The sequence below is a fragment of the Paenibacillus silvestris genome (assembly GCF_009882985.1).
Lineage (GTDB): Bacteria > Bacillota > Bacilli > Paenibacillales > NBRC-103111 > Paenibacillus_E > Paenibacillus_E silvestris.
In genome coordinates this window covers 65,113-79,178 of the sequence record NZ_WTUZ01000005.1, presented here as the reverse complement: position 1 = coordinate 79,178, position 14,066 = coordinate 65,113, and the positions used below count along the sequence as shown (strand labels likewise).

Genomic DNA, 14,066 nt, shown 5'->3' with positions numbered 1-14,066 from the left:
TGCTACAGGCAGTACAGGAGCTGCGGGTGCAACAGGAGCTACAGGCAGTACTGGCTTTGCGGGTGAAACTGGAGCAACAGGTAGTACAGGAGCTGCGGGTGATACAGGAGCAACAGGCGATACTGGCACTGCAGGTGCAACAGGTGCTACAGGCAGTACTGGCTCTGCGGGTGCAACAGGAGCTACGGGCGACGCAGGAGGTGCAACAGGAGCTACAGGAGCTACAGGAGTTACAGGTGCTACAGGAGTTACAGGAGTTACAGGAGCTACAGGAGTTACAGGAGTTACAGGAGCTACAGGAGCTACAGGAGCTACAGGAGTTACAGGTGTTACAGGAGCTACAGGCACTCTTGGACCAAATCCGTTTGAAGTATATGTTCAAGCAGGAGCTATTGGTGGTAATGGAACACAGGCTAGCCCGTTCGGAACAATCCAACAAGGTGTAACGGCTGTATCTCCAACTGGGACTGTTCATATACTAAGTGGCACTTACCTAATTTCATCACAAATTACAATTAATAAAAATGGAGTTACTTTAAAAGGGTATCCCAATACATTAATCTCATTACAAGCTGCCGTAATTGCTTTCCTTGTTACTGGAGATGGCATAAGCCTAGATGGACTAACGATTACGAGTAATGTTGCCTACGCAGTTGAGTTTATTCAGCTTGCAGGAACGAATCATAAGCTTGTCAATAATGTTATTTATGGACCTCCTCAAGCAGGTCCATCAACAGGATGGGTAGTCAACCGTGGTTTCTTAACGCAATCCAATGTCATGAATCTAATCGCTCAAAATAATATTTTGTATTCACTCCGCCAACCAGCTTATTTTAATCCGAATTCAACTGGTTATATTATCAATAACATAGTTTATAATACACGCGGATTTGTTGTTGATAGGGCAATCTTTATTATTTCGAATAATTCATGGGGAAGTCCGGAAAATGCCGTCGATATTGCATTGTTAGTCGGAACAATAACAGGTCCCCCTTACGACCCTGTGGCAGATCTGGCAGCTAATAATAGCGATGCTTCAATTCAAGATTCCCGGTAATGTGTCTCTTTATATTTATTTATTAGACATATTAATTCTCCATACAAGTAGTTGAATCTTATCTAAGTAATTCTGCCAATGCTCTTTTTGTTTAACAGGAATGTTTGTTAGACACGGACTGATGCCATTTGGAATAAGCAACAGCCTGGGGCAGCCCCAGGCTTAATTTTTTACTTTATTACATTGGTGCAATAGTTAAATACTTTAGACATAATTTCTCTTTCGCAATCGTTTTTTCATGAAAGAAGCAGTGACGTTTCCAGTCTTGAAGCCGTAGAGCTCCATCAATATCTCTAGCAATTGCATTATTAAATGCCATCTCAACCTGAATCCATGAGTTTAGAGTTTATTGATATTGATGATCTGCCTGACTACATAGCAAAAAGTCACACATCAAATACAAATATTTCGGATCTCACGCCGTTATAAAAACGTTAAGCGTTGGGGAGCTGCGATTGGTTTCGGAAATGCTGCGGAGATATCCCCTCAAACCTTTTAAATATCCTACTGAAATAAAAACTGTCTAGAATCCCCACTTCTTCCCCAATTTCCCCTATAGTCTTGTCAGAGCTTAGCAGCAAATGCTTGGCTCTTTGTACTTGTAACTGATGTACATATTGGACGATTGTGGTTCCGGAATACTTCTTGAATACTTGGCATAAATATTCATATTTTCGGTCCAAGTTCATTTCTAAACTTCCTCTATTTACATCTTTATCAAAGAAATTATTCAGATGGTTGACTAGTTTTCGATAAGTAATATAGGAAACGGGGAAAGTGGTGTCATGGTGGCTTTGCTCTAGGAAGTCATTCGCGATCGAACGTAGGATTTCCCCAAGCAATAAAGTTTGGTGAAAACGGAAATATCCTTTTGGCGCATTCGATTCGCTAACAAGTTTTTCAAATAGCTCAAGTAATTGAAACCTGCGCCTGGATAAATGGAGCTTAGGAATAACAAGAAGATCCTCATGACTGTTAGCAGTTGTACGCAACTCCGTTTTCTCCATATGGACAATATTAAGGTCAGGTACTGTAGTATTGTTAAATAGGCTGATTTCAGGATTAGAAGAGAATTGAGTCCAAAAAAACAAACCCTGTCTCTCTCCTCGATCCCATCCGGTATGTCTTTCCCAAGGCAGCAGAAGAAGGGATTCTCCTGATTGCAATGTATACCGCTGATTACCTGCCTCAATTCTAATGGGTCCTTCAACGGCTACAATGAGCTGGTAAAATGGATTTTCATGACTTCTTTGGAAGGATGCTGCATTCGCATCGAATAAATCAGCCCACTTCACATCTAATGCTGAGAGCCTTGATAACGAATAATAGATGTCAATCGGCTCTTTTTTTCTCTGCGACATATCAATATCCTCCATGGTATCGGATTTCACACGATATTATAATTACGTTGAATTCCTATCAAGCAGTTTACCGTCATTATAACAAATTGGGGGAGGCAAACCTATGAGTATCAGAATCTTAAACGAAAGTGAATATTATAGAACAGTTTACGGAGGTTGGCTTGGTAAAAATATTGGAGGCACATTAGGTGCTCCAGTAGAAGGGAAAAAGGAGTTATTGCATTTAGATTACTATCCTGTGCTTCCAGATGGTCCGCTTGAAAATGATGATTTGGATTTACAACTAGTATGGCTACATGCTCTAGAGCAATACGGACCGAAGCTAACCTCCAAGGAATTGGGTCAAGAATGGGTAGAACACATTTTCTTCCCGTTCGATGAATATGGGTATGCACTAGCAAATTTGAGAAGAGGACTCGAACCACCTATTGCTGGAGCATTCAACAATCCATTTATCGATTGTATGGGGGCACCTATTCGTTCTGAAATCTGGGCGATGGTCTCACCAGGTGCTCCTCACATTGCTGCTCATTTCGCCTATCAGGATGCTATTGTTGATCATGCGGGAGGAGAAGGTGTCTACGGTGAAATGTTTTTCGCTGCAATCGAAAGTGCAATATTCATGGAGAAAGACAGAGACAAGCTGATTGCGATCGGGATGTCCTATATCCCTCCGTCTTGCCGAACTGCGAAAGCTTTGGTCGATCTACTAAGATGGCATCATGAGGGAAAAAACTGGTTGGAAGCACGCGAACTGATCTTAGAACATCATGGTCACGATAACTTCACCGATGCACCTCAGAACATCGCATTTACGATCTTGGGTTGGTTATATGGCAACAACTTCGAAGATGCAATTCTAAAAGCAGTTAACTGTGGATACGATACGGATTGTACGGCAGCTACACTTGGTGCAATACTCGGTATGATCGTCGGACCGGAAGGATTACCTGAGAAATGGGTGAAGCCAGTAGGTGATCGCGTTGTTATAAGCCCACCTATCAAAGGATTTCCGGCTCCAAGTAATCTGGACGAGCTGACGAAACGAACAATTCGTATAGGTAAGCAGGTTTTGGCTATCTGGGATACAGAGATAGTAGTTCATCCGGGATTACCTACTGATTACGGAGTCAAGACATTAGAATTGAAAGAGCCCCTTAACGAGTTATGGAACAGTAATGTGTTGGTAGATCGTAGGTTGCTACCGAACAATACCATTGAAGCACTTAGCCTTGTCTTAGAAGTGGATTATGGTAAGAATGGACCTTCCATAGCACGGAATCAGCGTAAGCAACTTACACTAACGATCACCAACCGTTCAACAGAAGAGTGGCAAGGAAACTTGGCTATAGAATTACCTAGAGGCTGGGAAGGTACGAAAGAACAATTTTTTAGAATCCAAGCAGGGAATTCCTCCAGTTTTATTTTTGACGTCTGTTCCATTAGCATGGCCACTTCAACATATGAATTGGCAGCAGTGGTCACGAGAATACATGACAATTCGATCTGGTCTCAGTGGAAGGAACCGATTCGGCTCGTTTCTGCTTCTGAATGGACAATATGGGGCCCAGATGACGAAAAAGGTGTCCATACGGTATTTCAAGGAAATCGAATCGAATGGGAAATCGCCTTGAATACAGAGCTTAACGGCGTATATCGTGCTCAGACTTTGCTGTGTAATCCATCAGAGCGTAAAGTAAAGCTCATCGTTGCCTCCAATGGACTCGTTTCTGCAAAGCTTAACGGTAACACCATCATTAATTGTAATGAGATAGAGGAATTCATGCCGGCATTTCACAGAGCGCCAGAGAGTCAGTGGGTAGAAATGGCCTTACCTGCAGGAAACCATGAGCTTGAAATTGTTGCCCACAGAAAGAACGCACCTTTAACGGTATACGTATTGCCAGTTGCACTCAATAAAACAGAGCAGCCAGGACCGTGCTATTATTATACGGACATATTGCTAGGCAACTAAACTAAACTAAACTAACATCATATTCATGATAGTTAACTTCATGGTCTGCCTCGCAAGTCTGATAAAGACTTGCTGGGCAGTCTATTCGTATTTACGGAATGCCCATACTATTCCGCTTGGAGGATAATCGATGAAACGAACTTTCTTTTACAAATTAAGTTGTTGGAAAGTGAACAATTCCCTGTTGTCGCACTTATAGATGATTGTCTGTGCTTCGGAATAAAGCGTTTCTATGAGCCATAGGTCATCAACGAGACTGAATATGTCATGGTAGTGTAATTGGAAATCGATATGCTTCCACGTATACTGACATTAGTTTCAGACAACTTCGTCACAAGGAGGGAAATATGGACATTATGAACCGAATATGCAGGCGCCTTTTCGCTCGTGCAGCGATTCTTGTACTCACTATTGCAATCGCTTTCAGTTCATTTGCCACAGGTGCGGCCGCCGAGGAAACAGGTCCGGCAGATGCGATGATTGGCAAATATGTAACACTCGGGGGTTATTTGAATGAGCCTGTGAAATACCGGATTATTCATGCTGAGGATGTGAATGGCGATGGTAGCAAGGAATTGCTGTTGTTGGCCGATCGTATTCTTTCGCTCAAGCCGTTCGATGCATCCGGTGACGATCCGGGTGGACGAGGCGGTACGCCGCGCAAGGGAAATGGCTCTAATCTATGGAGTGAAAGCAATATGCGAGACTGGTTGAATAGTGATCAGCCACAGGTTCAGTGGAGTGCGTTATCGCCCGAGTCAATCCGGGTATGGAATGGCTACAATGCTTATGCTGACGAAGGGGGTTTCCTGTCTCAGGGAAATATGACAGAGGAGGAACGTTCCTTCATCGTACCGGTTACCCATCGGCACATGCTAGCTGCAGTGGATGATAGCTTGAAGAGCGGTGGGACAGGGGATCATCAATTTCTGGACGCTTCCGTAACCACGGCGCTAGCTAATTATGATACGGCGCGTTACGGACTTACTACAGACAGTGTCTTTCTGCTTTCATTGAAGGAACTGAAGGAGTATGTCGTAGACCGCTTCCCTGAGGAGCTGACTGGATATGTGACTGACCAAGCTTTAAAACAATCGAATTCAATCTATGATCCTGCTAATTCTGGGGTAGCGGCTCCTTATTGGACCCGTGATGCAGTATCGCAGAACTCGTATGCGGTTAGATATGTAGCTGCTGATCTGAAGGTTCCGCTCAATGGCAATGCGATAACGGGTACTCGTGGAGTAAGACCGGCGATGTATCTGAAATCCAGCTTGCAATTCACTGGTGAAGGCACGAAGCAATCGCCCTTATCTGTGACGAGGGAAGCAGACCCGGTAGATGCGATGATTGGCAAATATGTATCGTTCGGGAGTTATTTGAATGAGCCTGTGAAGTACCAGGTCATTCATGCTGAGGATGTAAATGGTGATGGCAATAAGGAATTGCTTTTGTTTGCCGACCGTATTCTTTCGCTTAAGCCGTTCGATGCATCCGGTGACGATCCAGGAGGACGAGGCGGTACGTCGCGTGTGGGAAATGGCTCTAATCTATGGAGTGAAAGCAATGTGCGAGACTGGCTGAACAGTCATCAGCAACAGGTTCAGTGGAATGCGCTATCACCCAGAACATTCCGCGTATGGAGTGGCTACAATGCTTATGCTGGCGAACAAGGTTTCCTCTCACAGGGAAATATGACGGCAGCGGAACGCTCTGTGATCATACCCGTTACCCATCGGCACATGCTGGCTGCGGTAGATGATAGTTTGAAGAGCGGTGGGGCAGGGGACCATCAGTTTCTGGACGCCTCCGTATCCACGGCACTAGCTAACTATGATACGGCGCGTTATGGACTTACTACGGACAGCGTCTTTCTACTTTCCTTGAAGGAACTGAAGGAATATGTCGTAGACCGTTTCCCTGAGAAGTTAACCGGATATGCGACTGACAAAGCTTTGGGACAGTCGAATTCAATCTATGACCCGGCTAATTCGGGAACAGCGGTTCCTTATTGGACACGTGATGCGGTATCGCAGAACTCGAATGCGGTTAGATATGTAGCTGCTGATCTGAAAGTTCCGCTCAATGGCAATGCGATAACCGGAACTCGTGGAGTAAGACCGGCGATGTATCTGAAATCCGATTTGCAATTCATCGGTGATGGCACCGAGCAATCGCCGTTCTATGTGTCAGGTTTGCCGGAAATACCGGAAGAGCCTGGATCAGGCACGAATCCTTCGGAACCGTTTCCGGCGCATCATGGTGAACAAGGTATTCATGTTATTGTTCGCAACAGTGATTTGACTAACGGGATGGCCGAGCAAGCTATCGCTTCCGAGCATGTGGATGGGATTACTTATTACTCCGGCCTGTCTGTATTGGAACCGATGGATGGTGTCTACAATTGGGATTACATCGATGAAATGATCTATCTGAGCAGGAAGTATGGCAAACCGCTTAAGATTGCTATTTTACCTGGAAGATGGGTTCCAGATTGGGTATACACCAAAGGAGCAGTCAAGTTCAACTGGAATCTGGTCACGGATCTGGTTGATCCCGGGAGCTATGATGCTTCAGCTCCTGTTCCATGGGATCCCGTGTATTTGTCCATTATGGAGGATATGATTAAGGCGCTGTCAGCTCGCTATGCCGATGAGGCGGCGATTGGAGCGGTGCAAGTAACTGGACCTTCCTTAAGCAACGGTCTGGAAACCAATCTGGTGTTAAACGATCATGATGTAGCTAGAATCGGCTATACGCCGGATAAGCTAATTGGCGCGTGGAAGCGCATGATTGATGCTTATGATCAAGCATTTCCGAATAAATCGATTGCACTATTACTGAATAATTATATTACCCAGCAGCGAAATAACGAAATTCCGAGAGAGCTGAGGGACTATGCGTTCGATAAGCTCGGACCCCGTCTAAATTCTCAGATTGCCTATATTACCTACGAGGATTGGTTCGTGCGAGGCAATGAAGGCATTGAAATTTGGGCGGAGGCGTCCGACCGGATGAAGCTGCAGGGACAGCTGATTGACGTATATTCGGCCAAGAAGGCGAATCCGGACTATCTCTACGAAGCGATTCGCAAAGCGGCGAGCATGGGAAGCGATATGATCGAGGTGTTCGCTCAGGATTTGGTGACGCCAGTCTACGCAGCTAAGGCTGCGGAAGCGAGAGAACTTCTAGTCAACAAACGGCCAAGCGGAGTTGTCATCCAACCTTCCTCGCAGACGCTGACTGTCGGAGAATCAACCCAGTGGTTGGCAAAGCTTATCGATCAGAATGGCTATCCGATCTCCGCTGCTCCTTTGCAATGGAACAGCGGAGATGAGGCTGTGGCAACGGTCGATGTCAAGGGAGGGATTAAGGCAATAAACGAAGGCAGCACGGTCATCCGTGCCGTGTATGCAGGTACGCTTGAGGCTTCTGCAGAGCTTCGAGTTTATGCACAGCCACGGCTTCGGTTCAATAAGACGCGCTACAGTCTGACGGAAGGAGATAGACTGCAAACAGTTGTAGAACTCGTTTACCAAGGTGCGAATATCGATGTTACAGCAGGAGCGGACATTCAGATTGAAAATCCTCGTGTCGCAGTCACAACACCCAATGGAATGATTAGTGCTTATTCTGAAGGAACTACGGTCATTTCGGCGACATACAAGTCATGGACAGCGAACGCAGAGTTAAACGTATCTGCAAATCGCAGCGGTGGAGATTGGAGTGAATCCGTTGATGGAGGCAGCCAATCAGGAGGGGGATCTGGACTGGTTGGAGCGGGGCAACCTGAAGTCAAGGCGGGTAATTCGGCCGACAAAGGTGTGGCTCTTACACTCAACGATGGCAGCATAGTGACGATTACAGAGCAGCAGATTGCAAGTGGAAAAATCCAAATTAAAGCGGGCAAAGCTAGGGGTTCTACCTATTCTTTAGACATAACAAGCGCACAACTCACAGAACTGGCGACTAGGAACGCAGATTTGGAACTCGAATTCGTCACTCCGTTCGGCTCTTACAAGCTTCCACTGCAAGCAGTTCGTAGCGGCAAGATCGGAGAGTTGCTACAGCAGCGTCTGGAAAATCTTACTTTGACACTGTCGATCACGAAAGCAGATGCGGTTACTGTGGCTGCTTTACGCAACGGGGCTATTGCTATCGGAGCAACACTGATCGGTGAGCCACTTCATTATGAATTGAAAGCGCAGAGCGAAGATGGTAAGCAACTGGTTGTCGCATCCTTCGAGCGATATGTGAGCCGTTCGATGTATGTTGACGGTCAGTTGGATCCGAAAACCACGGTTGGTGTTTATTACGATCCGGTAACTGGCAGTTATACGCCGGTTCCTACGATTGTCACCTCTTCGGGTGAGAAGACCACGATTGAGCTGAAACGTCGTGGTAACAGTATCTATGCGTTGCTGCAGGTAAAGCCCTTTTTTGCTGATCTGGCACACCACTGGTCTCGTGAGGATGTTGAATCTTTGGCAGCCAAATTAATCGTGAAAGGCAAGTCAGAGCTAGCCTTTGATCCTGATGGACTTGTCACAAGGGCGGAATGGGCGGCTATGTTAACTAGAGCACTTGCGTTGGAAAACGAAGGGTCGTTGCAAGAGCGGCCGTTTGTGGATGCGGAGGAAAACTGGTTCACAGAAGCAGTTACTGCTGTTCATGCAGCCGGACTGATGAATGGGTATGAGGATGGAACGTTCCGGCCTCTGGCGAACATAACTCGGGAGGAAATAGCCGTTGTGCTCGAACGAGTAAGTTCTTATACAGGTAAAAGATTAGCTTTGCCGACCGATACAAGAATGGTTCTTGGCAAGTTTAGCGATGAAGGGCAAGTTGGGAGTTGGGCTCAAGCCGCATTGGCAAGTGTAGTTGCCGCCAAAATTATGCAGGGAGATGAGCAGGGCAGGCTTGCTCCGAATGCTAGTACGACAAGAGCTGAGACAGCGGTGCTGCTAAAGCGAATGCTTGTGTTTAGCGGATTTATGAATCCCTAATCGGCTACAAAGCTACCGGGAATTGTGTGCGAAGTAGTTGGGAAACGCGTGCAAAGGGTGCCAAGCTGACGACTGTGATTAAGGGGTCGGCTTGGCGCCACATTCTAATCTGAAGGAGGTTTAATAATGAAAATGAAACAGGGCAGGAAGGAAAAGAGATACAAGAGTTTGTTTCAAAGAATAGTGAGCTTCACTACTTTGGTTGCTGGCTTTACGCTGCTGTGTGGACTAGGTGCTATCCTGTTGTCAACGCCTGCCGTTGCTGCAAACAGTCCTTTACTAGGTGTCATTCGTTGGGACTGCTTCAGCAACAGCACCTGCGCCGATCTTAACTCGTTAGGTCCGCAACAGTATCACGATCGTGTGCCTTATTTTCTTAGCATGGATTCTTCGACTCAGGTTAGCGGAAATGAAAATAGCCAATCGACGATCGATCAGCAAATTCAATATGCGCATAATGCGGGCATTGATTACTGGGCGTTCGTCAGTGGACCGGATACAAGCCCTAATGTTGCGGAAGCATATGCGCTGCATAAATATTTGACCAGCGACTATAAGGAGGATCTGGATTTCTCCGTAATTATCCATAGATACAATGCTCAACAAACTTGGTCGCAGCGGGTGGATCAGATGGTGGAATGGTTCAAGGAGCCGACTTATGTGAAAGTGCTTGGCGACCGCCCTCTGGTTTATATTTTCAATGTAGCGGATATGGAGACCTATTACGGATCTGGGACACCAACCCAAACGAATATCGATCTGCTGCGCCAAAAGACTGTGGATGCCGGTCTGGGTGACCCTTATATTGTTGCGATGCATTGGCAATTGAACACTGCGGTGTCGCAGTTGAATAAGTACGGCTTGGATGCAATTGGACGCTACGGTTATTCAGGTCTTAACGGAAGTCAGGACATGAATAATCCATCGCCGTTCTCAGCGCTTGCTCAAGCTCAGGCAGATTCTTGGGACGATTATGCTAATTCGGGCAAGCCTTTTGTCCCGGATATCTCGACAGGCTGGGATAAATCACCTCGCACGACAACTCCTCCACCTTGGGGTGGTGGCGGAGGACCCTACTATGAACAGCCGACACCAAGCGAGATCGCTGGGCACTTTAAGGCGGGGATGGATTACGCCCGCAATCATACGACGGCTGTAGAAGCTAATACCGTATTGGCTTTTGCATGGAATGAGGTTTGCGAAGGTGGCTGGCTTGTCCCTACGCATGCTCAAGGCACCGAGCGTCTTGATGCCATTAAGGCGATGCTGAACGGTGTTGGCGTCAATGCGCTTCGCAATCCAGGGTTCGAGGCGGACATGGTTGGGTCACAGTCAGCCAAGAGTTGGAGCACTTGGGAAGGCTCCTCCGGTACACATGCCAATGCGGATTACACAGAGCCTGGAGGAAACAGCTGGAGCTGGCGTCTGACGCATAACAAATCGGCTGCTTATGAAGTGGCAACACACCAGACGGTTACAGGGCTGACCAATGGCTTGTATACCTTGTCGGCCTGGGTGCAATCGAGCGGAGGGCAGACGACCGCCCAGATGTCGGTAAAGGACTACGGAGCTGCTGAACGTATTCGTACTATTACCGCAAGCTCCACGTGGCAGCAGATCCAGCTACAGCATGTTCCCGTCTCGAACGGACAGGCGAAGATTGTGTTCTACTCCAATGCCGGAGCCAATCAGTGGATTCGAGTAGATGATGTTAGCTTCTTTAAGGAAACGTATTAAACGTGTTTAAAGAATGAAAAAAAAGACCGCCAGGAGACATTCCGGACGGTCCTTTGCGCGCTTCAACTGACTTGTTAGCCTGTAAGCTCATTCATACCTCGTGTATGTGGGGCCATTTCAGCTCTATGCCCTCTTGTGTTAGCAAGCGTTGGAATTCCTCGAGTTGATCTTTGTTGCTCCAGACTTCCACTGGCTGAACGTCACGGGTCATACAGTATGCAGATAAGTATCCCGCTGCTTCACCGATATTCCATTCCACAGGATGTAGACGGTAGGAGCCGTTGGTGATGTGAGTGACGCCGATATTTTTGCAGGCGGGCAGTAAATTCTTCATACGGATCGGAATAAGGCTACCTAGAGGGATCTGGAAAGGATAGGAAGCAATGTCGATATAGTTGCGGTTGCCTGTGCTCGGGTGAAGATCCAGCCGATAGCAACCGATGCCAACGGAATCGACGAATGTCGCTGCACTGTTGAAGCCTGCCGATTGCCTCGCCTCTACGCCAATATGCTGCTCCAGTACAGTAAATTGGGCGCGAATTCTACGCGACTCACGGATATAAGGAGCCATGGCCAAGCCGTCATTAGTTCCTGTTACATCTCTACGCAATCGAAGTCCTGGGAAGCCCATTTTGCCGTCTGCGCGCGGGGCTTCGGTCTGCATCCAATAGAGCAATGAGAGGCTGAGCTGCTTGGCTCCTTCTAGATGACGTAGACGTTCTTCCTCGCTTACCTCGAATATGGGACCTAGCCAATAGTCATTCTGTGGCCAATTGACGAGCGTAATGTCACTGGCGAGGAAGCCAGGAGTAAAGTTGTTGCGGTCCAGAATTCGCCTATACAGCCAACGATTGTCCGGACCCTCCGAAGGAAACAAATGATATACGGTCGGTTCATGCGTTATGTAATGGGGCACAGTCCAACTGAGCTGCTTGTTCGGCCAGAAATCTGCCTTGTAGTTGTTCCAAAAAGCAAACTGCTCAGGCTTGTCGATTGTATGATCTTCCCCTTCCAGATAGTCGACCGCAAAGCAATGCGTAATCGCCTGCATATCCAGAGGATTGGCGGCTCCCGCCAATGCGTGCGGCTCGTCGGTCTCGCTTCTGGACTCCGAGCCGGTCACATACTCCGTACCTGTCATTGGAAGCAGCTCTCCGCATTCCGTAGCGTCAATGAAATAAGTTGCATGAAGCACAGTCATATCTCCTGACAGTGAATGTACGACCGTTACTGTTGTTACACGGTCTCCGTCCGTCTCAGCTCCGATGGCCCGGCGCTGAGTAAGAAGCGTCAACCGCCCACTGTGTATATATGGGGACAGCATACGTTCCAGTACCGACAAAGCTGCTCGCGGTTCATGGCACAACTTGCTCACGTACCCGTTGCCGGGGTTGAACACTGGATTCAATCGCGCACGTTCAGTGAGCGGGAACCCGTCCTTGTAGAAAGCGCGGATCTGATCGCGAAACTGCCGATAGCTACGCGTGCAGCCGAACTGCTCGATCCATGGATGTTCATCGGGAGGTACAGCTTGGCTAGTTAGTTGTCCACCGATCCACATGGTCTCCTCAGTCATAACAACCTTGTATCCCATCTTGCAGGCGGCCAGCGCAGCGGCACATCCACCCGTTCCTCCACCGACTATAACGAGGTCTGTTTGAATCTCCTTCATCTATACACGCACCCTTTCGTTGTAAACTCCTATACAGAATAACGGAAGTCAACTCTATTGGACATATCGGTTCATGACATACTGGCGTCTCCTAATGACTTTCCGTCAGGATGGACAAATCGATCACGATGTCATGAGCGGTGCAGGTGATGTCATTCTGCTTGGATAGAATCCTTATATCAAATGGCCTAGAATGAAATTAAGCCCAGGAAACTAGCTGACGGTGCTGAAATGCAAGCTTAGGCAGTGCTAGAAGGAGAGGAGGAGGGGCGTTATGCATGCTGCAAGTAAACCTGTAAGCAATGATTATGCCATCCCACCTATAATGAAAGTGAAGCGTAATCGTAACAAATACGGGCATCTGAAGGACTACTGGGATCTGTACCTGATCATGGTGCCGGGAATTGTTTATTTTCTCGTATTCAAGTATGCACCGATGTGGGGAATCGCGATAGCGTTTCAAGATTACAGTCCGTTTCAAGGGATGCGGGGCAGTGAATGGGTCGGGTGGATGCATTTTCGCGAAATGTTTACGGACCGCGAGTTTTATCAGGTATTCCGCAACACGCTGTTAATTAGCCTTTACAAGTTGATCTGGGGCTTCCCGGGACCCATTATTTTGGCGCTCATGCTTAATGAGGTGCGGCATCTTATGTTCAAGCGCACAGTTCAGACGCTCGCCTATTTGCCCCATTTTTTGTCGTGGGTCATTATTGGGGGTATTCTCATCAATGTGTTGTCTCCAGTTACTGGTGTGGTTAACGCCATGCTTGGCTGGTTTAGCATTGAGCCGATCTTCTTCTTGGCTGATGCAGACTGGTTCCGGACCGTGATTGTTGCAAGCGATATTTGGAAAGAAGTTGGTTGGGGAGCCATTATTTATTTAGCGGCGATAGTTTCTATAGATCCTCAATTGTACGAAGCCGCCGTTATCGACGGAGCGGGCAAGTGGCAGCAGATCAGGTATATAACTCTGCCGTCGTTGCTAGGTACGATCATTATTCTGTTCATCCTCCGTTTGGGTCACGTGCTAGATGTAGGCTTCGAGCAAATATTTGTGCTGTACAATTCGATGGTCTACGAGGTTGGAGATGTTATCGAAACGTATGTGTATCGGGTAGGTATCAGCCAATCCGAATTCAGTTTCTCAACGGCTGTTGGCTTGTTCAAGTCGGTTATTGGCCTTGCACTGGTCATTTTTTTCAACCGTATGGCTAAAAAGGCGGGTCATGAAGGTGTCTTTTAATAGATAGTTTCT

At 47.2% G+C, this 14,066-nt stretch carries 6 protein-coding genes and 1 pseudogene; 5 read left to right on the top strand and 2 right to left on the bottom strand.

Annotated features, from left to right (window positions below; all coding sequences use genetic code 11):
• Positions 1-1,057, top strand: a pseudogene (locus GQF01_RS36160) (collagen-like triple helix repeat-containing protein); the annotation flags it as partial.
• A gap of 434 nt (positions 1,058-1,491) precedes the next feature.
• Here the strand turns inward: GQF01_RS36160 and GQF01_RS02225 are convergent.
• A complete protein-coding gene (locus tag GQF01_RS02225) occupies positions 1,492-2,418 on the bottom strand; it encodes an AraC family transcriptional regulator (RefSeq protein ID WP_202556012.1) in 927 nt (308 codons plus the stop codon).
• Between the two features lie 103 nt (positions 2,419-2,521).
• Here GQF01_RS02225 and GQF01_RS02220 point away from each other — a divergent pair, with 103 nt between their 5' ends.
• The 3 genes from GQF01_RS02220 (at position 2,522) to GQF01_RS02210 (ending at position 11,136) form a co-directional block, all read left to right on the top strand.
• Complete coding sequence (locus GQF01_RS02220; RefSeq protein ID WP_161405261.1) at positions 2,522-4,393, top strand: ADP-ribosylglycohydrolase family protein; 1,872 nt, start codon at positions 2,522-2,524, stop codon at positions 4,391-4,393.
• A 347-nt stretch (positions 4,394-4,740) separates the two neighbouring features.
• Positions 4,741-9,399, top strand: coding sequence for an S-layer homology domain-containing protein (locus GQF01_RS02215; RefSeq protein ID WP_161405260.1), 4,659 nt, complete (start codon positions 4,741-4,743; stop codon positions 9,397-9,399).
• A 126-nt stretch (positions 9,400-9,525) separates the two neighbouring features.
• Positions 9,526-11,136, top strand: coding sequence for a glycoside hydrolase family 99-like domain-containing protein (locus tag GQF01_RS02210; protein ID WP_161405259.1), 1,611 nt, complete (start codon positions 9,526-9,528; stop codon positions 11,134-11,136).
• Positions 11,137-11,227: 91 nt separating this feature from the next.
• On the opposite strand, the gene GQF01_RS02205 is transcribed toward GQF01_RS02210, so the two are convergent.
• The gene (locus GQF01_RS02205) at positions 11,228-12,808 is read right to left on the bottom strand and encodes an FAD-dependent oxidoreductase (RefSeq protein ID WP_161405258.1); all 1,581 of its coding nucleotides are present in this window, start codon (positions 12,806-12,808) and stop codon (positions 11,228-11,230) included.
• Positions 12,809-13,133: 325 nt separating this feature from the next.
• Between GQF01_RS02205 and GQF01_RS02200 the strand changes: the two genes are divergently transcribed.
• Positions 13,134-14,054: an ABC transporter permease gene (locus GQF01_RS02200; protein ID WP_161405314.1), complete on the top strand. Its 921-nt coding sequence runs from the start codon at positions 13,134-13,136 to the stop codon at positions 14,052-14,054.
• Positions 14,055-14,066: the final 12 nt, after the last annotated feature.

Bases quoted from the DNA above. Each gene is read 5' to 3' on its own strand.
- GQF01_RS02225 (WP_202556012.1), bottom strand. From the start codon at position 2,418: ATGTCGCAGAGAAAAAAAGAGCCGATTGACATCTATTATTCGTTATCA.
- GQF01_RS02220 (WP_161405261.1), top strand. From the start codon at position 2,522: ATGAGTATCAGAATCTTAAACGAAAGTGAATATTATAGAACAGTTTAC.
- GQF01_RS02215 (WP_161405260.1), top strand. From the start codon at position 4,741: ATGGACATTATGAACCGAATATGCAGGCGCCTTTTCGCTCGTGCAGCG.
- GQF01_RS02210 (WP_161405259.1), top strand. From the start codon at position 9,526: ATGAAAATGAAACAGGGCAGGAAGGAAAAGAGATACAAGAGTTTGTTT.
- GQF01_RS02205 (WP_161405258.1), bottom strand. From the start codon at position 12,808: ATGAAGGAGATTCAAACAGACCTCGTTATAGTCGGTGGAGGAACGGGT.
- GQF01_RS02200 (WP_161405314.1), top strand. From the start codon at position 13,134: ATGAAAGTGAAGCGTAATCGTAACAAATACGGGCATCTGAAGGACTAC.